Here is a 19,293-nt window from a genome sequence, read left to right on the forward strand (position 1 = left end):
CCCGCTCAGCCCCGGTCGCGCAGGAACCGCGCCATCGACACGCCAGACGGCGGCGGTGCGAACTCGGCGGCCACGTCGATGAAGCCGCGCATCACCGCGACCTCGCGCGGCGTGCGGTTGAGCGCGTCGCGCAGATCGGGATCGCAGCCGGCGCGCAGCAGGTGGCGGGCCAGGCGCAACAGGCCGTGCAGGGCGGTCAGGTGCAGCGGGCCGAAGCCGCGCGGGTCCTGCGCGTCCAGGCGCGTGTCCTCGTCGAGCAGGCGGTCGACCGCGGCCTGCACCACGTCCTCGTCGCAGGCGGTGCCGGGCTCGGCGCGCGCGCCCAGCAGCAGCAGCAGCGGCGTGACCCCGCCCGCGGCCTCGGCGTCGGCCTCGGCACCGGCCAGCAGCAGGGTGTCGAACAGGGCCAGCAGGCGCGGGCGGTCGCGCGCGGTGAAGCCGTAGAGCGCGGCGCAGTGCAGCGGCGTCAGGCCCTGGGCGTCGGCGGCCTGGATGTTGGCGCCGGCGGTGAGCAGGCGCGCGCAGATGTCGGGCATACCGAGCGCGGCGGCGATCATCAGCACGGTGACGTCGCCGGGCAGGCGGTGTTCGAGCGCGACCTTCGCACGCAGCAGGCGTTCGACGATGACGCCGTGGCGCATGCTGACCGCGGCCGAGAGCGGGGTGGCGCCGGTGTGCGCGGCGCGCTGCGGGTCGGCGCCGCGCTCGAGCAGCAGCTCCAGCACCTCGGCGTGGCCGCCGCCGGCGGCGCGCAGCAGGCCGGTGCAGCCCTTGTCGTCGACGGCGTCGACCGCGAATCCGAGATCGAGCAGGCGGCGCACGGCGCCGGCATCGCCGGCCATCGCAGCGGCCGGCACGTCGGCTTCGCGCAACGGGCGGCCGGGAAGCGTCCAGCCGGTCCAGTCCAGCCAGTCGGCGAGGTCGCGGCGGCCGGCGGACAGCGCCACGCCCAGCGGCGTCTGGCCGTCGGCGGCGCGCACCGCCGGCGAAGCGCCGCCCTTCACCAGCAGCCGCAGCGCGGGCTCGCGGCCGAGCGCGGCGGCCAGGTGCAGCGCGGTCATGCCGTGGCCGTCGCGGCGGTCGAGGTCGACGCCGTCGGCGACCAGGCGCTCGAGCAGGCGCATCCAGCCCAGCCGCACCGCCAGCCCCGCCGCGGGATCGCCGCCAGGCGACGGGGCCAGGATGTCGGCGCCGCGCTCGACCAGCTCCAGCGCGAACTGCTCCAGCCCGCGCGCCGCCTGGTCCTCGCGCACGCAGGCCTCGAGGAAGCGCGCCAGGCCGCCGGCGCCGGCCGGCGATGCGCCGCCGCGCAGCAGCGCCTGGGCGGCGGGCAGCGCCGCCGTGCCCCGGCCCAGCAGCTGCAGCAGCACGGTGTCTTCGCCCTCCGCGCGCGCATCCGGGTCGGCGCCGTTGAGCAGCAGCCACTCGATGCGCGCCGGCGCCGGCGGCGCTTCGCCGTCGAGCAGCAGCCCGCCGAGTTCGGCGGCAGAAACAAGCTGCGCCAGCGGCTCGAGTTCCTCGAAGCGGCCCTCGGCGAGCTGTTCGCGCAGCACCTCGAGCGGCGCGCGGTCGACCGGCGCTTCGCTGTCGCCGCCAAGGACGCTGGCCGGGAGCGGATGCGCCGGGTCGAGCACGGCGACCATGGCCCAGCGCCCGCCGGACGCCGCATGCTCGACCGGGCGCTTGCCGCCTTCGTCGGCCAGCTGCGCGTCGACCTCCAGTTCGAGCAGGCGCGTAGCCAGCGCCGCGCTGCCGCTGCCGCACAGGCAGGCCAGGTGCAGGGCGTTGCGGCCTTCCGCGTCGACGGCGTGCACGTCGGCGCGGCCGGCCAGCAGGTCGAGCGCGGCCGCGTGGCCACCGGCGGCGGCGTCCAGCAGCGGCGTGCGCCCGACGGCGTCGCGGGCGTCGGCGTCCGCCTTCGCCTCGAGCAGCGCGGCCATGATCTCGACGTGGCCGGCGAGCGCGGCCTCGTGCAGCGCGCTGCGGCCGCGGGCGTCGCGGGCGTCGACCCGGGCCTTGTGCCGGAGCAGCAGGGCGACGCCGGCGGCATCGTCGTCATCGCCGCCGGCCGCGGCCAGCAGCGGCGGCGAGCCGCCTTCGGGCTCGGTGCGCGCGCCGCGTTCGAGCAGGAAGCGGGCGAGGCGCCAGTTGCCGCAGCCGCAGGCGATGCCGAGCGGGGTCACGCCGTCGGCGTTGCGGGCATCGAGCTCGGCGGCGGCGTCGCGCAGCAGGGCGGCTACGCCGGGATCGGAGCTGCGCGCGGCGTGGTGCAGCGGCGTGTTGCCGTCGCGGTCGGCGGCGCGCGGGTCGGCTCCATTGGCGAGCAGGGTCATCACCGCTTCGGGGCGGCCGTGCCAGCTGTCGCGGGTCGCCGCCAGCAGCGGCGTCAGGCCCGCGTGCGCGTGGTTGAGGTCGACGCCGCGGGTGATCAGGTCGCGCAGCAGGCGCAGGTCCGGCAGCACCGCCGCCAGCACCGCCAGCGAGCGCTGGTCGCGGCTCTCCGGCTCCGGCAGGGCGTGCGGATCGGCGCCCTGGGCCAGCAGGTCCAGGGCCCGCTCGACCCGGCCGCCGCGCGCCGCGGCATACAGGGCCGCGACGGGATCGGCGGCCGCCGCCTCGGCATCGTCCAGCGCGGCCGGGTGCGCCGGCTCGGGCATCTCGAGCACGTCCAGCGCCACCTGCGCCAGCGGCGTGCGCAGCAGCGCCAGGTGCAGCAGCGGCCAGGCGATGGCGGCCAGCACCGCCAGGATCCAGCGCGCGCCACCGGCCACCAGGCCCGGCCAGGCGAGCGCCAGCGCCAGCGCGAGGATGGCGGCGAGCGCGAGCGCGGCGCCAAGCCCGCGCCAGCTGGAACCATCGACTTCGTCGAGCGAATGCCAGTGCCCGGCCAGCGTCCGGCCGCCCTCGGCCTCGGCGCGCTGCCACAGCGGCCACAGCCGCCAGAGCGCGATCACGCCCAGGCCGGCGGTGGCGCTGAGCGCGAGCGCCGGGCCGGGCGAGGCGCCGCGGCTGGCAACCAGCGCCGACAGCGGCCAGCCCACCAGCAGTGCGCCCGCGGCCAGCGCCAGGCTCCACAGCAGCAGCAGCGCCAGCAGGTCGCGGCGGAGCGCGGCACCGGCGGGCAGCCCGCCGCCGAGACGCGCGCGCAGGCCGAGCGCCAGCGCAGGCTGCGCGAGGCAGGCCGCCAGCGCCGCAACCGCGGCCTCGGGCACGCCGGCCAGCAGCGCCAGCAGGACGCCGGCAACCAGCGGCAGCCAGGTCTTCATGGACGCGCGCTCAGGCATCGGTGCCCCAGTCGCCGGTCAGCGGATCCACGCCCGCGCGGGGCGGCATCTGCAGGTGGAAGCCGCGGCCGGCGAGGTTGGCGCGGACGACGTCGGCGTCCTCGCGCGCAAGGCGGCGGCCGGGGACCAGCGCGACCTCGAGCACGAAGCGCAGCTCGCCGAGCTCGCCGCGGACCGGGTCGGGGATGCGGCCGAAGTCGTCGCGGCCGGCGAGGTAGACGTAGGTATCGGCCTTTCGAAGGCTCTTGTAGACGAAGGCTTGCATCGGCGGTTCCAGCGCGCGGGCGCACGCGTGCAGGGATGAAGCATAAAGCAAGCGCGCCGCGGCGCCCCGGCGCCGCGCGTGGACGGCGCGGCGGAGGCTCAGTGGTAGCCGGCGTCGGCCTGGATCTTGCCCCGGAACACCGAGTACGACCACGCGGTGTAGCCGAGGATGATCGGCAGCAGGATGGCCAGCCCGACCAGGGTGAAGCCCTGCGACGACGGCGGCGAGGACGCATCCCAGATGCTCAGCGACGGCGGGATGATGTTCGGCCAGATCCCGACCACCAGCCCCGCGAAGCCGAGCACGAAGAAGCTCAGCGTCAGCAGGAACGGGCGCGCGTCGCGCCCTTCGCGCATCGCCGCGCGCCACAGCCAGAACGCGTTCACCAGCGCCAGCAGCGGCACCGGCGCCAGCCACCAGAAATTGCCGCCCTCGAACCAGCGCGCCATGACCTGGGAATCCAGGAACGGCAGCCAAGTGCTGACCAGGCCCATGAACGCGACCACCACCAGCACCAGCGGCCGGGTCACCGTGCGCGCCACCTGCTGCAGGCGGCCTTCGGTCTTCAGGATCAGCCAGCCCGCGCCGAGCAGCGCATAGCCGAACACCACCGCCACGCCGGTCAGCATCGAGAACGGGCTGAACCAGTCGAGCGCGCCGCCGAGGTACTTGCCCTCCTCCAGCGGCATGCCTTCGACCAGCGCGCCCAGGATCACGCCCTGCGCGAACGCCGCCACCATCGAGCCGGCCGCGAACGCGCCGCCCCAGAAGCGCTTCCCGCGCCGGGCCTTGAAGCGGAACTCGAAGGCGACGCCGCGGAAGATCAGCGCCACCAGCATCACCAGCACCGGCAGGTACAGCGCCGACAGCAGGATCGCGTAGGCCCTGGGGAAGGCGGCCAGCAGTCCGGTGCCGCCGAGCACCAGCCAGGTCTCGTTGCCGTCCCAGATCGGCGCGGCGGTGTTCATCATGTGGTCGAGCTGGTCGCCGTCCTCGGCGAAGGGCGCGAGGATGCCCAGGCCCAGCACGAAGCCGTCGAGCAGCACGTACATCATCACGCCGAAGCCGATCACGAAGTACCAGGCCACCGGCAGCCAGGCCGCGGTTTCCATCACGGGCCCTCCATGCGCGTGGACGTCGTGCCCGCGGGCGCCGTGCTGGAGGGCTCAGTGCTGGCATGCTCGCGCTCGCCGACCGACAGCGGGCGCGCCGGGGTCTTGTCGCCGCCCTCGGTGCGCGGCGGCTCCTCGAACGGCTGCGGCCCCTTGCGCACCAGGCCCAGCAGGTACCAGATGCCGGCCCCGAAGATCACCGCGTAGGCCACCGCATAAGTGGCCAGCGAGGTCATGACGGCCGCCGCGGTGATGTTGGGGCTCACCGCATCGCTGGTACGCAGCAGCCCGTACACCACCCAGGGCTGGCGGCCGATCTCGACCACGTACCAGCCCGCGAGCAGCGCGATGAAGCCCGCCGGGCTCAGCAGCCGCCAGCCGTCGAGCAGCCAGCGTGATCCGAACAGCCAGCCGCGCCACCAGGCCCAGGCCGAGGCCAGCGCCAGCACCAGCATCGCCACGCCCAGGCCGACCATGATCCGGAAGCCCCAGAACACCGGCGCGATCGGCGGGCGCTCGTCGCGCGGCACCGCCGTCAGCGGCTCGATCTCGCCGTCCCAGCTGTGGGTGAGGATCAGGCTGCCCAGGCGCGGGATGGCGACCTCGTAGTGGTTGGTCTCGTTCTCCGCGTCGGGGATCGCGAACAGGATGAGCGGCACGCCGGCGCCGGGTCCGCCGTGTTCCCAGTGCGCCTCCATCGCCGCCAGCTTGACCGGCTGGTGCTCGCCGACGTTGAGCCCGTGCAGGTCGCCGACCAGCACCTGCAGCGGCAGCGCGATCGCGGCGAAGGCCACCGCCAGCTTCAGCATCCGGCGCCCTTCCTCGACGTGCACGCCGCGCCGCAGGTACCAGGCGCTGACGCCGCCGATCACGAAGCAGGTGGTGATGAACGCCGCCAGCACCATGTGCGCCAGACGGTAGGGGAACGAGGGATTGAAGATCACCGCGAACCAGTCGACGGGCACGAACATCCCGTCGACCACCTCGTGGCCCTGCGGCGTCTGCATCCAGCTGTTCGCGGCCAGGATCCAGAAGGTCGAGAACAGCGTGCCCAGCGCGACCATGCAGGTCGACAGGAAGTGCAGCTTCGGCGACACCCGGTTCCAGCCGAACAGCATCACGCCGAGGAAGCTGGCCTCGAGGAAGAACGCGGTCAGCACCTCGTAGCTCAGCAGCGGGCCGAGGATCGCGCCGGCGCGTTCGCTCAGCACCGCCCAGTTGGTGCCGAACTGGAAGCTCATGACGATGCCGCTGACCACGCCCATGCCGAAGCTGATGGCGAAGATCCGCAGCCAGAAGAAGTACAGGTCGCGCCACTTCCCGTCCTGCGTGCGCAGCCAGCGCCATTCGAGGAAAGCGAGCCAGTGCGCCAGGCCGATGGTGAAGGCCGGGAACAGGATGTGGAAGGTGATGACGAAGCCGAACTGGATCCTCGACAGCAGCAGGGCATCCACGCAGTTCTCCGCGGCGTTCAGGTGCAGGGATGCACGCCATTCTGCGCCTGCACGCGTGCGCTGCGGTTCAGGCGGCGTGAACGCGCGCCGGCGGGCGCGGCCATGACCACCGGCCCAGAGCCGGCGCGGCCGCGGCTGATACGCTGGCGCGTCACGTTTCCGGGGCCATCGCACCATGCACGACCGTTCCGCTGCTTCCCTGCTGTCGCTTTCACTGCTGCTCGCGACGGTGCCGGCGCTGCCGGCTTCGGCCCAGCCCGCGCAGGCGCTCGACCTGCACCGGGTGATGGCCGACCCCGACTGGATCGGCGCGCCGGTGGAGCGCATGTGGTGGTCCTGGGACGGCGACACGGCGTACTACCTGGCCAAGCGCAGCGGCAGCAACGTGCGCGACACCTGGGCGCAGCCGGTGGCCGGCGGCGCGGCGCGCGTGGTCGAGGGCGCGGCGCGCGGCGGCATCGATGCGGCCGACCCGCTGTTCGACGCCACCCGCGCGCGCATGGCCTTCCTGCGCAACGGCGACGTCTTCGTGCGCGACCTGCGCAGCGGCGGCCTGACCCAGCTCACCCGCACCGAAGGCGGCGAATCCCAGCTGCAGTGGGGTCGCGACGGCTCGCTGTCCTGGCGCAGCGGCAACGACTGGTTCCGCTGGACCGCCGCCACCGGCGTCGGCCAGGCCGCAAGCCTGAAGGCCGAGGACGCGCCCGGCACCGCGCCGAAGCCCGACGCCCTGCGCGAGCGCCAGCTGCGCTACATCGAAACCCTGCGCACCGAGCGCGAGCGCCGCGAGGAGCTGCGCACCCAGGCCGAGGCCTGGCGCAGCGAGGATCCCTCGCGCGCGCCGGCACCGGCGTACCTGGGCAAGGACGTCGAGATCCAGGGCAGCGCGATGTCGCCAGACGGCCGCTGGCTGCTCGTCGTCACCCAGGCCAAGGGCGCGGACGGCGGCCAGGCCGGGAAGATGCCGAAGTACGTCACCGAGTCCGGCTACGAGGAGTTCGAGGACGTGCGCACGCGCGTGGGCCGCAACGATCCGGCGCCGCAGTCGTTCTGGCTGGTCTCGGTGGCCGACGGCCAAGTGCGCGAACTGAAGACCGAAGCGCTGCCCGGCATCGCCACCGATCCGCTGGCGGCACTGCGCAAGGCCGCCGGCAAGGACGCGCTGAAGGGCAACCGCCCGGTGCGCGTCGAGGGCTGGGGCGGCGACGTCTCCGGCGGCGCGCGCTGGAGCGACGACGGCCGCGGGCTTGCGCTGATGCTGCACTCGGTCGACAACAAGGACCGCTGGCTGGCGACGGTCGACCTCGCCGTCGCGAAGCTGCAGCCCGTGCACCGCCTGACCGACGAGGCATGGATCAACTGGAGCTTCAACGAGTTCGGCTGGATGCCCGATGGCCGCACGCTGTGGTTCCTGTCCGAGGAATCCGGCTGGTCGCACCTGTACACCACCTCGGGCGGCCGCGCGCGCGCGCTGACCTCGGGCCGCTGGGAAGCCTCGCAGCCGGTGCTGGCCGCGGACGGCGCCAGCTTCCTGTTCCTGTGCAACCGCGCCCGCCCTGGCGACTACGAGGTCTGCCAGGTCGGTGCCAACGGCGGCGAAGTGCGCGAACTGACCGCGCTCGACGGCGTCGAGGACTTCGTCGCCTCGCCCGACGGCCGCCGCGTGCTGGTGCGGCATTCGACCAGCTACATGCCGCCGCAGCTATCGGTGCTCGATGCCGCCGGCGGCGGTGCGCGCCAGCTCACCGACACGCGCACGGCCGAGTTCAAGGCCTACGACTGGCTGCAGCCCGAGACCGTGCAGGTGCCCTCGAAGCACGGCGCCGGCACCGTCTGGGGCAAGTACTACGGTCCGGCCACCATGGAGCCCGGGCGCAAGTACCCGGTGGTGCTGTTCGTGCACGGCGCCGGCTACCTGCAGAACGTCAGCGACCGCTACCCGAACTATTTCCGCGAGCAGATGTTCCACAACATGCTGGTGCAGCAGGGCTACATCGTGCTGGACCTCGACTTCCGCGCCTCCGAAGGCTACGGCCGCGACTGGCGCACCGCGATCTACCGGCAGATGGGCCACCCGGAGCTGGAGGACTATCTGGACGGCATCGACTGGCTGGTGGAAAACCGCCAGGGCGACCGCGACCGCGTCGGCATCTACGGCGGCAGCTACGGCGGCTTCATGACCTTCATGGCGCTGTTCCGCGAGCCGGGCGTGTTCAAGGCCGGCGCCGCGCTGCGCCCGGTGACCGACTGGTCGCAGTACAACCACGCCTACACCGCCAACATCCTCAACACGCCGGAACTGGACCCCGAGGCCTATGCGAAGTCATCGCCGATGGAATATGCCGAAGGCCTGCAGGATCACCTGCTGATCGCCCACGGCATGATCGACGACAACGTGTTCTACCGGGACTCGGTGATGCTGGCGCAGCGCCTGATCGAACTGCGCAAGGACAAGTGGGAATTGGCGAGCTACCCGCTGGAGCGGCACGGCTACGTGCACTCCGATTCGTGGTACGACCAGTACCGCCGCATCCACGAACTGTTCGAGCGCGCGCTGAAGCCCTGATTCCCGCCGCATCCCGCCCCACCCGGACTCATTCTGCAGGAGCCGCTACAGCGGCGACCCGGATTCGCCCGGAACCGTGCCCAAGCGCGGCTGCACGCCGGTCGCCGCTGTAGCGGCTCCTACAGGATGTGTACGGGGCGGGTCCGAAGCGGGTCCATGTGGGACCGGGCAGGCCCGGTGCGGACCATCCGCCGCGGGCGTCCTACAATCGCGTCATGAACGAATTCAACGACGTACGCGACTACCTCACCGGCCTGCAGGACCGCATCTGCGCCGCGATGGAGGGCGCCGACGGCGCCGCCCGCTTCCACGAGGACGCCTGGACGCGCCCCGACGAGAGCGCCAGCGGCGGCCTGTCGGGCGGCGGCCGCACCCGCGTCATGCGCGACGGTGCGGTGTTCGAGCAGGCCGGCATCGGCTTCTCGGACGTGCGCGGCTCAAGGCTCCCGCCCTCGGCCACCGCCAGCCGCCCGGAGCTCACCGGCGCTTCGTGGCGCGCAGTGGGCGTGTCGCTGGTGTTCCACCCGCGCAATCCCTACCTGCCGACCACGCATGCCAACGTGCGCCACTTCCGCGCCGAGCGCGACGGAGAGACGGTCGCGTCCTGGTTCGGCGGCGGCTTCGATCTCACGCCCTTCTACCCCTTCGACGAGGACGTGCTGCACTGGCACCGCACCGCGCGCGCGCTGTGCGAACCCTTCGGTGGCCAGGCGCGCTACGACGCGCACAAGGCCTGGTGCGACGAGTACTTCTTCCTGAAGCACCGCGGCGAAACCCGCGGCATCGGCGGCCTGTTCTACGACGACCTGGCCGAGGATTTCGAGCGCGACTTCGCCTACACCCGCGCGGTCGGCGACGGCTTCCTCGACGCCTGGCTGCCGATCGTCGAGCGCCGCCGGGCGACGCAGTACGGCGAGCGCGAGCGCGAATTCCAACTCTACCGCCGCGGCCGCTACGTCGAATTCAACCTGGTCTGGGACCGCGGCACCCACTTCGGCCTGCAGTCCGGCGGCCGCAGCGAATCCATCCTGATGAGCATGCCGCCGCTGGCGCGCTGGGAATACGGCTGGCAGCCCGAACCCGGCAGCGCCGAATCACGTCTGGCCGACTACCTGCGGCCACGCGATTGGCTTGCGGAGCTTTGATAGAGCGGTAAGCTTTGCCACGGATTGCGCGGATTCACGCGGATCAGACCGAGGCGGGACCTGCTGAACACCCCTTTTGAAACGTCGCCGTGCCTTGGCCGTGGCCCATGCCATTGCCACGAAGTGATCCGCGCAGATCCGCGCAATCCGCGTCATCCGCGGTGAAAACGCTCCTGTTCCAGGAACGCGAATCCGTGGCGGGAACTCCCACCCCAGTCCGCTACTTCCGCGGTATCACGGTGATGGTGCCGTCGACTTCCAGGGTGATCAGGGCGGCGTCGGAGACTTTGCCCAGGCCGTTGTCGCGCAGGGCTTCCTCGACGTCCAGGCGGCTGATGTTCTGGCGGCGCATGACCGCGTCGAACAGCTCGCCGTCGCGGCCCAGGAGGACCGGGCTGCCTTCCGCGATGCGATCCAGGGTCCGGCTGCGCGCGGTGGCGAAGCCCACCAGCCAGTTCCAGGCGATGAGCGTGCCCGCGAGGATCAGGCCGCCGACCAGCGACACGTCCTCGCCAATCAGCGAGTTCTGCACCGCCGTGCCCAGCAGCACCACGACGAGCAGGTCGAAGGGCGTGAACTGGCCGACGGTGCGCTTGCCCGACAGGCGGACCATCGCCAGCACGACGAAATAGACCACCGTGGCGCGGAGCACGAACTCCCACCACGGCATCGCAAGCTCGAACAGTCCCGACATGGCCTCGGCCTCCCAGCGACAGGCCACCATGAAGCCAAGCGTCCCGTGAAGGCATTGCGTTGTCCACGCGGGGCCGTCATTTCCTGCAGCGCGTCGTCCGTACCGGGAACTATTCGCCCTTGGTCAACGCGGCCACCCGCGAACGGACGGCGATGATGCGGGCAACGGGAAGCTCACGCCGCCACGGCTCCGTCGCGCAGCGCGACCGCCGCGCCGAGCAGGCCCGGGTTCGGATGCGTGACCACCTGCACCGACACCGGCTCCAGGTAGGCGGCGAAGCGGCCCTTGGCCAGGAAGCGCTCGCGGAAGCCGCTGGCACGCAGGAACGGCAGGAAGCGCGGCACGATGCCGCCGGCGACCACCACCGTGCGCGCGCCGTGCACCAGGGCGACGTCGCCGGCGACGCTGCCGAGGATCGCGCAGAAGCGCGCCAGCGCCCGGCGCGCGACCACGTCATGGCCATCGAGCGCGGCCGCGACCACGTCGGCCGGATCTCGCAGGCCGGCATCCTGCACGCCGTCGCGCGCCCGCAGCACCGCGTCGATCGCCGACAGCCCGCTGCCCGACAGCAGCCGCTCCCAGGACACCCGCCCGTGGCGCGCAACCGCCCAGTCGGCCAGTGCGCGCTCCTCGTCGCCCAACGGCGCGAAGCCGACGTGCCCGCCCTCGGTCTCCACCACGTCCCAGCCGCGCGCGGCGCTGCCCACCAGCAGGCCGACGCCGAAGCCCGTGCCCGGCCCGATCACGCTCACCGGGCCGCGCGTGATGTCGTGGTCGCGACCGTACAGCGCCACGCGTTCGTCCGCGGCCAGAGCCGGCACCGCCTGCGCGATGGCGCCGAAGTCGTTGATCAGGCGCAGCTCGTCGAGGCCGAGCGAGGCACGCAGCTCGTGGCGGTTGAACGACCAGGCGCGGTTGGTGAGCCGGATCTCGTCGCCGCCCACCGGGCAGGCCAGCGCGATCGCCGCGCGCCGCGGCCGCGCCCCGACGGCCGCCAGGTAGTGCTCGGCCGCGTGCTGCAGGCTGGCGAACCCGGCGTTGCGCAACGACTGCGACTCGAGCAGCGCGGGCACGGCAGCCGTCGGGTCGCACAGCGCGAAGCGCGCGTTGGTGCCGCCGATGTCGGCGATCAGGGCCAGTCCGTCGGTCGTATCCATGGGCATGATCCTGCCGCATCCAGGGCGTCGGGCGCGAACAGCTCGCGGCCCGTGCCGGTGCGACTGGGCGCCGGCGCAGCCATGTGGCGGATGCGTACGAATGCATCGGACAGTAAAAAGCCCCGCAGGCAGGGGGGGCCGGCGGGGCTGGAGAACGGGGCTCGGGGAGAAGCCGTCGTTCCGGGGTCGATCATCTCCAGGGGAGGGGAGTGATCTGCGACAGACCTTGCATCTGTCGCGACCTATATGACCACCGTGAACATGGATGGTTCGTGAAGATCCCCGTTAACTTTTTGTTGGATTCAGCGGGCATTTAGCCCTTTCCATCTTGGCCCATGCCAGCGCCGTTTTCGATCGTGGATGGCGCCCATTCAGGCCCCGGCCATCGCCTCAGTGCGCCTGCTCCCAGTTGTCTCCGACCCCGCTGTCGACGACCAGCGGGACCTTCAGCTCGGCCGCCCCGGTCATCCTGGCAACCACCTCGGCCAGCAGCGTGTCGACGAAGCCGGCCTCGCATTCGAACACCAGCTCGTCGTGCACCTGCAGGATCATCAGCGCGCGCCCCGCCTGTCCCGCCAGCCAGGCGTCCACGGACACCATCGCGCGCTTGATGATGTCGGCGGCGGTGCCCTGCATCGGTGCGTTGATCGCCGCGCGCTCGGCGCCCGCACGCTGGGCCTGGGTGCCGCGGCTGATGTACTCCAGATACAGGCGGCGGCCGAAGACGGTCTCGACGTAGCCCTGCTCGCGCGCCTGGGCGCGGGTACGCTCCATGAAGTCGCGCACGCCGGGATAGCGCGAAAAGTACAGCGCGATGTAGTCCTGTGCCTCGGCGCGCGAGATGCCGAGGTTGCGCGCCAGGCCGAAGGCGCCCATGCCGTACATCAGGCCGAAGTTGATCGCCTTGGCGGCGCGGCGCTCGTCGCCGGTAACCTCGTCGAGTTTGCGACCGAACACTTCCGCCGCGGTGGCGCGATGGATGTCGGCGCCGGCCTCGAAGGCCGCGACCAGGCCGGCGTCCCCGGAGAGGTGGGCCATGATCCGCAGCTCGATCTGCGAGTAGTCGCAGGCCACGATCTTCCGCCCCGGCGGCGCCACGAAGGCGGTGCGGATGCGGCGGCCATCCTCGGTGCGGATCGGGATGTTCTGCAGGTTGGGATCGCTCGACGCCAGCCGCCCGGTGGCGGCGCCGGCCTGCTGGTAGCTCGTGTGCAGGCGGCCGGTTTCCGGATTCACCATTTCCGGGAGCTTGTCGGTGTAGGTGCCGCGCAGCTTGGCCAGGCTGCGGTAGTCCAGGATCACCCGCGGCAGCTCGTGCAGGTCGGCGATGGCCTCGAGCGCCTCCTCGTTGGCCGAGGGCTGGCCCTTGGGCGTCTTCACCAGGGTCGGCAGCTTCAGCTCGTCGTAGAGCAGCGCGCAGACCTGCTTCGGCGAATCGAGGTTGAAGGTCCGGCCCGCGAGCTCCGTCGCCCGCTGCTGCAGTTCCAGCATGCGCCGGCCCAGCGCCGCGCCCTGGCGGCGGAGTTCGTCGCCGTCGAGCAGTACGCCGTTCGCCTCCACGCGCGCGAGCACCTCCACCAGCGGCATCTCGATGTCGCGGTACACCGGCCGCAGGCCGGGCTCGGCCTCCAGGCGCGACGCGAGCACGCGGTGCAGGCGCAGGGTGACGTCGGCGTCCTCGGCGGCGTAGCGGGTCGCGTCGTCGATGGCGACCTGCGAGAACGGGATCTGTTTTGCGCCCTTGCCCGCGACATCGGTGTAGGCCACCGTCTGGTAGCCCAGCTCCCGCTTCGCCAGCGAATCCATGTCGTGGCGCGCGCGGCCGGAGTCGAGCACGAAGCTTTCCAGCAGGGTGTCGTCGGAATAGCCGGCGACGGCCACGCCGTGGCGGCGCAGCACGTGCAGGTCGTACTTGCCGTTCTGGCCGACCTTGCGCACCGCCGGGTCCTCCAGCAGCGGGCGCAGCAGGTCCAGCGCCACGGCACGGTCGAGCTGGGCGGGCGCGCCAGGATAGTCGTGCGCCAGCGGCAGGTAGGCGGCGCGGCCGGGCTCGCAGCTGAAGCTGATGCCGACCAGGTTGGCGCGCAGGGGATCGAGCGAATCGGTCTCGGTGTCGACCGCGAACAGGCCGGCCTCGCGCAGCCGTGTGATCCACGCTTCCAGCGCCGCGGCGTCGAGGATGGTGTCGTAACGTCCCTCGATCGCCAGCGCGGGATCCGGCGCGGTGCCATCCGCGTCCGCCGCCGGCGCGACGAAGCCGCTGCCCGCGCGCGCGATCGTCGCCTTCGCCGGCACATTCCCGTTCGCAGCGCTGCCGCCATCTAGCTCCTTCAGCGCCTGCACGAAGCCGTAGCGCGCGTACAGCGCACGCAGCGTGTCCACGTCGGGTTCGCGCAGCGCGAGATCGGTGACACCGACCTCGAGTTCGACGTCGGTGCGGATGGTCGCCAGCTCGCGGCTCAGCGGCAGGCGGTCGAGCGCCGCACGCAGGTTGTCGCCGACCTTGCCCTTGATCTCGCCGGCCGAGGCCATCACACCGCCGAGGCTGTCGTAGGCGGCCAGCCACTTGGCGGCGGTCTTCGGCCCGCACTTCTCCACGCCGGGGATGTTGTCGACGCTATCGCCCATCAGCGCCAGCAGGTCGACCACCTGGTCCGGGCGGACGCCGAATTTCGCGATCACCGCCTCGTCGGAATCGGTGCGCGTGCCGCTCATCGTGTTCACCAGCGCCACGCCCGGCCGCACCAGCTGCGCGAAGTCCTTGTCGCCGGTGGAGATGGTGACGTCGATGCCCTCGGCCGCCGCGGCCAGCGCAAGCGTGCCGATGACGTCGTCGGCCTCGACCCCGGGCACGCGCAGGATCGGCATGCCCAGCGCCTCGACCACCTCGCACATCGGCTGCACCTGCGCGCGCAGGTCGTCGGGCATCGGCGGGCGGTTGGCCTTGTACTCGGGATACAGCTCGTCGCGGAAGGTCTTCCCCGGCGCGTCGACCACGAAGGCGACGTACTCGGGCCGCTCCTTCAGGGTCGCGCGCAGCATGTTGACCACGCCGAACAGCGCGCCGGTGGGCTCGCCCCCGGCATTGGTCAGCGGCGGCAGCGCGTGGAAGGCGCGGTAGAGATAGGAGGAACCGTCGATCAGGACCAGGCGTGTCATGCCCCGGATTCTACGTCCTCACCGCCTGCGGCCGGGCCGCTGGCGCATAATCCACGCACCCTCCAGGGAGACCGCCATGAACCGCTTCGTGCCCGCGCTTGCCGCCGCCCTCCTGCTGGGCGCCTGCGCCACCTCCGCCGATCCGCTCGTCCAGGCCGGGATCCCGGAGGGCGCGGAGGAAACCGTCCGCACCGAGGCCAACGGCGACGTCGTCACCGAGTACCGCGTCGACGGCCGCGTCCGCGCACTCAAGGTGGAACCCTCGCGCGGCCCGACCTACTACCTCTACGACCGCGACGGCGACGGCATCGTCGACAACGAGCGCGACGGCGTGTCCCCGGTCTATTTCAAGCTCTTCGAGTGGAACTGATCACGCCACCCGGCCACGACCGCGGCGGCGACAGCGAGTACGTCGGGCTGCGTCGCCACCTGCAGCCGGTCGTCACCACCTGGCTGACCGGCCTGCTGGCGGTGCTGCCACTGGTGCTCACCCTAGTGCTGCTGGGCTGGGCGGTGGGCATCGTCAACCGCTTCCTCGGCCCGAGCAGCCTGTTCGGGCGCTCGTTCACTGTGTTCGGCGAATGGTTCGAGGCGAACCCGATCGTCGCCTGGCTGCTGGGCACCCTGCTCACGCTCGGGCTGATCTACCTGCTGGGCCTGCTGGTGCGCTCGCGCCTGACCGCGCCGTTCAAGACCCTGGTCGGGAACACGATGCGCCGCATCCCGCTGGTGGGCAGCGTCTATGCGCTGGCCGAGCGCTTCGTGTCGGTGATCGGCGACCGCCAGCACGCCGACATCGCCGCGATGAGCCCGGTGTGGTGCTTCTTCGGCGGCGACGGCGTGGCCGTGCTGGGGCTCCTGCCCAACCCCGAGCCGATCGAGATCGACGGCCGCTTGCACCTGACCGTGCTGGTGCCGACCGCGCCGATCCCGGTCGGCGGCGGCCTGCTGTACGTACCGATCGACTGGGTGAAGCCGGCCGAGATCGGCATCGACACCCTGACCAGCGTCTATCTGTCGATGGGCATCACCCCGCCGCGCCCCGGAGCGGCCGCGTCGGCGCGGGGTAAAATCGAAGTTCCCGTCGGGGAGTAGCCTGCTTCCGCAAGAGGCGCCCGCGGCGACACGGCGCCTGGGCGCTGGCGGCCACCGGCTTCACGACCAGCATCGACGCGATGGCGGACGTCCGGAAACCGGCGCGGGTTCACACCGCTGCGCCGGCGCGCCCGCCAACATCATGTGTTGCACCACCACCAGCCAGACCCCCGATGTACGGACGCGAACGCCGCCGAGACACGCCATCCGACCCCGCCGCCCTGCGCGCCGGCCTGACGCCGGGCCAGCTCAAGGCGCTGGAGACGCTGGAACAGTTCAAGTGGACGCTGAAGTTCGTGCGCCGGCCGATGTTCCTGGACCCGGTCCCGGTGGTGTTCGACCGCACCGGGGAACGCTGGGCGGTGCTCGAGCCCGACGGCTCGCTCAACGAGTCGCCGGGCTTCAAGCTGCGCGACTGAAGCCTCAGGCCGGCTGCAGGTTGGCGTAGGCCATCACCAGCCACTTGCTGCCGGCGTCGTCGAAGTTCACCTGCACGCGCGCGTGCGCGCCCGCGCCCTCGATGTCGGTGACCACGCCCGCGCCGAACTTCGCGTGCACCACGCCCTGGCCCACGGCGATGCCCGGGGTCTCGTCGACCACCGCGTGGCCATGGTCGCGCCGCGGCGCCTGGGCGTAGCGGGTGCGCGACACCTGCACCTTCGGGCGCACGTCGTTGAGCAGCGCCGGCGGGACCTCGCGCAGGAAGCGCGAGGGCATGCCGTACATGTCCTGGCCGTGCAGGCGGCGCGTTTCCGCGTGGCTGAGCACCAGCTTCTGGCGCGCACGGGTGATGCCGACGTAGGCCAGGCGCCGCTCCTCCTCCAGCCGCCCGCTCTCGTCGATCGAGCGCGCGTTGGGAAACAGGCCTTCCTCCAGTCCCGCCAGGAACACCAGCGGAAACTCGAGCCCCTTTGCGCTGTGCAGCGTCATCAGCTGCACGCCGTCCTCGCCGGCCTGCGCCTGGCCCTCGCCGGCCTCGAGCGCGGCGTAGGCCAGGAAGGCGACCAGCTCGGTGAGCGCGGCCGACTCGTCGTCGTCGCCGCGCACGAAGCGCGAGGCCACCGAGACCAGCTCGTCGAGGTTGTCGACGCGCGAATCCAGGCTGCCCTTGGACTCGCGGGCGTAGTGCTCGCGCAGGCCGGAGCGTTCCAGCACGTGGTCGATCTTGTCCTTGAGCGGCAGATCCACGAGTTCGCGATCGATGGCGTCGATCAGCGCGTGGAAGGCGGCCAGCGCATTGCGCGCCCGCCCGGCCAGCCCGCCGCCCTGCGCGCAGCGCAGCGAGGCCTCCCACAGCGACACCCCGTCCTCGCGCGCGCGCATGCGCACCTCGTCGAGCGTCCTGCCGCCGATCCCGCGCGTGGGCGTGTTGACCGCACGCTCGAAGGCCGCGTCGTCGTCGCGGTTGGCGACCAGGCGCAGATAGGCCAGGGTGTCCTTCACCTCGGCGCGCTCGAAGAAGCGCACGCCGCCGTAGACGCGGTAGGGCACCTGGGCCTCGAGCAGCTTCTCTTCGATGATCCGCGACTGCGCGTTGCTGCGGTAGAGCACGGCGCAGTCGCCGTGGCTGCCGCCGTCGCGCACCCATTCACGGATGCGGCCGACGATGTAGTCGGCCTCGTCGATCTCGTTGTAGGCGGCGAACAGGTCGATCGGCTCGCCGGCGCCGCTGTCGGTCCAGAGCTTCTTGCCCAGCCGTCCGGGGTTGTGCGCGATCACCGCGTTGGCGGCGTCCAGGATCGCCGCGGTGGAGCGGTAGTTCTGCTCCAGGCGGATGGTCTGCGCGCCGGGGAAGTCCTGCAGGAAGCGCTGCACGTTCTCGACCTTCGCCCCGCGCCAGCCGTAGATGGCCTGGTCGTCATCACCGACCACGAACACCTGGCCCGAATCTCCTGCCAGCAGGCGAATGAAGCCGTACTGGATGGCGTTGGTGTCCTGGAATTCGTCGACCAGCAGGTGCGCGAAGCGCTGGCGGTAATGTGCAAGCAGCACCGGCGTATCGCGCAGCAGCTCGTGCGCGCGCAGCAGGATCTCGGCGAAGTCGACCAGGCCGGCGCGGTCGCAGCGCTCCTGGTAGAGCGCGTACGCCCTGAGCATCACCGAGCCCCACTCGTCCTGCCCGTCCTGGATGTGCGCCGGGCGCCGGCCCTCGTCCTTCTGCGCGTTGATCCACCAGGCGATCTGCCGCGGCGGGAAGCGCGCCTCGTCGAGCTCCAGCTGCTGCCCCACGCGCTTGACCAGGCGCAGCTGGTCGTCGGAGTCGAGGATCTGGAAGCCCTCGGGCAGCTTCGCGTCCCGCCAGTGCAGGCGCAGCAGCCGGTGGGCGAGGCCGTGGAAGGTGCCGATCCACAGCCCGCGCGCGCCGTTGCGCAGCAGCGCATCGGCGCGGTGGCGCATCTCGGCCGCGGCCTTGTTGGTGAAGGTGACCGCGAAGATGCCGTGCACCGGCACCCCGAAGACCTCGTTCAACCAGGCGATGCGGTGGGTGAGGACGCGGGTCTTGCCGGAGCCGGCGCCGGCCAGCACCAGGTAGTTGCCAGGTGGCGCGGAGACAGCCTCGCGCTGGGCGTCGTTGAGCCCGTCGAGCAGGTGGGAGACATCCATTGGCGCATTTTACGCGAGGCAGGGCCGCCCCACCCGGCGGCCCCGCAGCCATGGGGCCCGGCCTGCTGCGTCAGTGCGCGTGTTCGCGCCGGCTCGCCGAGCCCGTCATCAGCTTGTCGGTCCAGGCGATGCCCATCGCCGACAGGATGAAGGCGAAGTGGATGATGGTCTGCCACAGCACGCCCATCTCGGTGGCGTTGGTGCAGGCCTTGCCCTTGAGTCCCGCCGCCGTGGCGGCCACCGCGGCGGCGATGCCGTCGGCGGAGCTGCAGTGCGGCAGGCCGCTGCCCAGCGTCCCGGCCTCGATGAAGGTCTTGAGCAGGTGGATCGAGGAGATGCCGATGATCGCCATCGCCAGCTTCACTTTGAGCACGCTGGCGTTGACGTGGCTCAACCATTCCGGCTGGTCGGGATGGCCGGCGAGGCCGAGGCGGGAGACGAAGGTCTCGTAGCCGCCCACGATCACCATCACCAGCAGGTTGGAGATCATCACCACGTCGATCAGGCCGAGCACGATCAGCATGATGTCCTGCTCGCCCAGCGACGGGGTCTCGTGGATCAGGTGCCAGAGCTCCTTGCCGAACAGGACCACGTACACGCACTGCGCGGCGATCAGGCCCAGGTAGAGCGGAAGCTGCAGCCAGCGCGAGCTGAAGATGAGGGCGGGCAGCGGGCCCAGCCGCGGGGCGGGCGGATGCGGATTCGACACGGGGATCCTTGCGGGCGGAAAAACCGGTGAAGCGTAAAGGCCGTGGCCG

14 protein-coding genes are annotated in these 19,293 nt (G+C 71.8%); 5 read left to right on the forward strand and 9 right to left on the reverse strand.

Translation table 11 applies throughout. The annotated features are described in order from the left end of the window. Positions 1–5 precede the first annotated feature (5 nt). The 4 genes from IE168_RS06395 to IE168_RS06410 all read right to left on the reverse strand — a co-directional run bounded on the left by IE168_RS06395 (position 6) and on the right by IE168_RS06410 (position 6,115). Positions 6–3,266: an ankyrin repeat domain-containing protein gene (locus IE168_RS06395; RefSeq protein ID WP_229823179.1), complete on the reverse strand. Its 3,261-nt coding sequence runs from the start codon at positions 3,264–3,266 to the stop codon at positions 6–8. Positions 3,267–3,276: 10 nt separating this feature from the next. After that, entirely contained in the window at positions 3,277–3,549 is a 273-nt protein-coding gene (locus tag IE168_RS06400) for a YcgL domain-containing protein (RefSeq protein WP_189496351.1), read from the reverse strand. 98 nt (positions 3,550–3,647) lie between these two features. Further along, complete coding sequence (gene cydB / locus IE168_RS06405; protein ID WP_189496353.1) at positions 3,648–4,661, reverse strand: cytochrome d ubiquinol oxidase subunit II; 1,014 nt, start codon at positions 4,659–4,661, stop codon at positions 3,648–3,650. Then, a complete protein-coding gene (locus tag IE168_RS06410) occupies positions 4,661–6,115 on the reverse strand; it encodes a cytochrome ubiquinol oxidase subunit I (RefSeq protein WP_189496355.1) in 1,455 nt (484 codons plus the stop codon). Before IE168_RS06410 ends, cydB begins: the two co-directional genes overlap by 1 nt. Positions 6,116–6,290: 175 nt before the next feature. Between IE168_RS06410 and IE168_RS06415 the strand changes: the two genes are divergently transcribed. Both IE168_RS06415 and hemF read left to right on the forward strand, forming a co-directional pair. Further along, the gene (locus tag IE168_RS06415) at positions 6,291–8,681 is read left to right on the forward strand and encodes a S9 family peptidase (RefSeq protein ID WP_189496358.1); all 2,391 of its coding nucleotides are present in this window, start codon (positions 6,291–6,293) and stop codon (positions 8,679–8,681) included. Between the two features lie 215 nt (positions 8,682–8,896). After that, positions 8,897–9,826, forward strand: a complete 930-nt coding sequence (gene hemF, locus IE168_RS06420) for an oxygen-dependent coproporphyrinogen oxidase (RefSeq protein ID WP_189496360.1) — start codon at positions 8,897–8,899, stop codon at positions 9,824–9,826. Between the two features lie 220 nt (positions 9,827–10,046). Here hemF and IE168_RS06425 read toward each other — a convergent pair whose 3' ends face one another. From IE168_RS06425 to polA, 3 genes are all read right to left on the reverse strand, one after another. Next, entirely contained in the window at positions 10,047–10,520 is a 474-nt protein-coding gene (locus IE168_RS06425; RefSeq protein WP_189496471.1) for a DUF421 domain-containing protein, read from the reverse strand. 173 nt (positions 10,521–10,693) lie between these two features. Further along, positions 10,694–11,677: a glucokinase gene (gene glk / locus IE168_RS06430; RefSeq protein ID WP_229823182.1), complete on the reverse strand. Its 984-nt coding sequence runs from the start codon at positions 11,675–11,677 to the stop codon at positions 10,694–10,696. A 390-nt stretch (positions 11,678–12,067) separates the two neighbouring features. Then, positions 12,068–14,836 (reverse strand): DNA polymerase I, encoded by a 2,769-nt coding sequence (polA, locus tag IE168_RS06435; RefSeq protein WP_189496365.1) that lies wholly within the window; start codon positions 14,834–14,836, stop codon positions 12,068–12,070. A gap of 76 nt (positions 14,837–14,912) precedes the next feature. Between polA and IE168_RS06440 the strand changes: the two genes are divergently transcribed. The 3 genes from IE168_RS06440 to IE168_RS06450 all read left to right on the forward strand — a co-directional run bounded on the left by IE168_RS06440 (position 14,913) and on the right by IE168_RS06450 (position 16,350). Next, entirely contained in the window at positions 14,913–15,206 is a 294-nt protein-coding gene (locus IE168_RS06440) for a DUF2782 domain-containing protein (RefSeq protein WP_189496367.1), read from the forward strand. Next, positions 15,197–15,931 carry a DUF502 domain-containing protein gene (locus tag IE168_RS06445; protein WP_229823184.1) on the forward strand — a complete coding sequence of 245 codons (735 nt, stop codon included), beginning with the start codon at positions 15,197–15,199 and terminating at the stop codon, positions 15,929–15,931. Before IE168_RS06440 ends, IE168_RS06445 begins: the two co-directional genes overlap by 10 nt. 173 nt (positions 15,932–16,104) lie before the next feature. Further along, positions 16,105–16,350 (forward strand): hypothetical protein, encoded by a 246-nt coding sequence (locus IE168_RS06450; protein WP_189496369.1) that lies wholly within the window; start codon positions 16,105–16,107, stop codon positions 16,348–16,350. A gap of 4 nt (positions 16,351–16,354) precedes the next feature. On the opposite strand, the gene uvrD is transcribed toward IE168_RS06450, so the two are convergent. After that, positions 16,355–18,535 (reverse strand): DNA helicase II, encoded by a 2,181-nt coding sequence (gene uvrD / locus IE168_RS06455; RefSeq protein ID WP_189496371.1) that lies wholly within the window; start codon positions 18,533–18,535, stop codon positions 16,355–16,357. Positions 18,536–18,605: 70 nt separating this feature from the next. Continuing rightward, positions 18,606–19,244, reverse strand: coding sequence for a TIGR00645 family protein (locus IE168_RS06460; protein ID WP_229823187.1), 639 nt, complete (start codon positions 19,242–19,244; stop codon positions 18,606–18,608). Positions 19,245–19,293 lie beyond the last annotated feature (49 nt).

It is taken from the genome of Luteimonas padinae (assembly GCF_014652935.1).
GTDB lineage: Bacteria > Pseudomonadota > Gammaproteobacteria > Xanthomonadales > Xanthomonadaceae > Luteimonas > Luteimonas padinae.

What these genes read in the sequence shown, in the direction of transcription:
- IE168_RS06425 (WP_189496471.1), bottom strand. Translation starts at nt 10,520, where the DNA reads ATGTCGGGACTGTTCGAGCTTGCGATGCCGTGGTGGGAGTTCGTGCTC.
- IE168_RS06395 (WP_229823179.1), bottom strand. Translation starts at nt 3,266, where the DNA reads ATGAAGACCTGGCTGCCGCTGGTTGCCGGCGTCCTGCTGGCGCTGCTG.
- IE168_RS06450 (WP_189496369.1), top strand. Translation starts at nt 16,105, where the DNA reads ATGTACGGACGCGAACGCCGCCGAGACACGCCATCCGACCCCGCCGCC.
- hemF (WP_189496360.1), top strand. Translation starts at nt 8,897, where the DNA reads ATGAACGAATTCAACGACGTACGCGACTACCTCACCGGCCTGCAGGAC.
- IE168_RS06415 (WP_189496358.1), top strand. Translation starts at nt 6,291, where the DNA reads ATGCACGACCGTTCCGCTGCTTCCCTGCTGTCGCTTTCACTGCTGCTC.
- polA (WP_189496365.1), bottom strand. Translation starts at nt 14,836, where the DNA reads ATGACACGCCTGGTCCTGATCGACGGTTCCTCCTATCTCTACCGCGCC.
- cydB (WP_189496353.1), bottom strand. Translation starts at nt 4,661, where the DNA reads ATGGAAACCGCGGCCTGGCTGCCGGTGGCCTGGTACTTCGTGATCGGC.
- uvrD (WP_189496371.1), bottom strand. Translation starts at nt 18,535, where the DNA reads ATGGATGTCTCCCACCTGCTCGACGGGCTCAACGACGCCCAGCGCGAG.
- glk (WP_229823182.1), bottom strand. Translation starts at nt 11,677, where the DNA reads ATGGATACGACCGACGGACTGGCCCTGATCGCCGACATCGGCGGCACC.
- IE168_RS06400 (WP_189496351.1), bottom strand. Translation starts at nt 3,549, where the DNA reads ATGCAAGCCTTCGTCTACAAGAGCCTTCGAAAGGCCGATACCTACGTC.
- IE168_RS06440 (WP_189496367.1), top strand. Translation starts at nt 14,913, where the DNA reads ATGAACCGCTTCGTGCCCGCGCTTGCCGCCGCCCTCCTGCTGGGCGCC.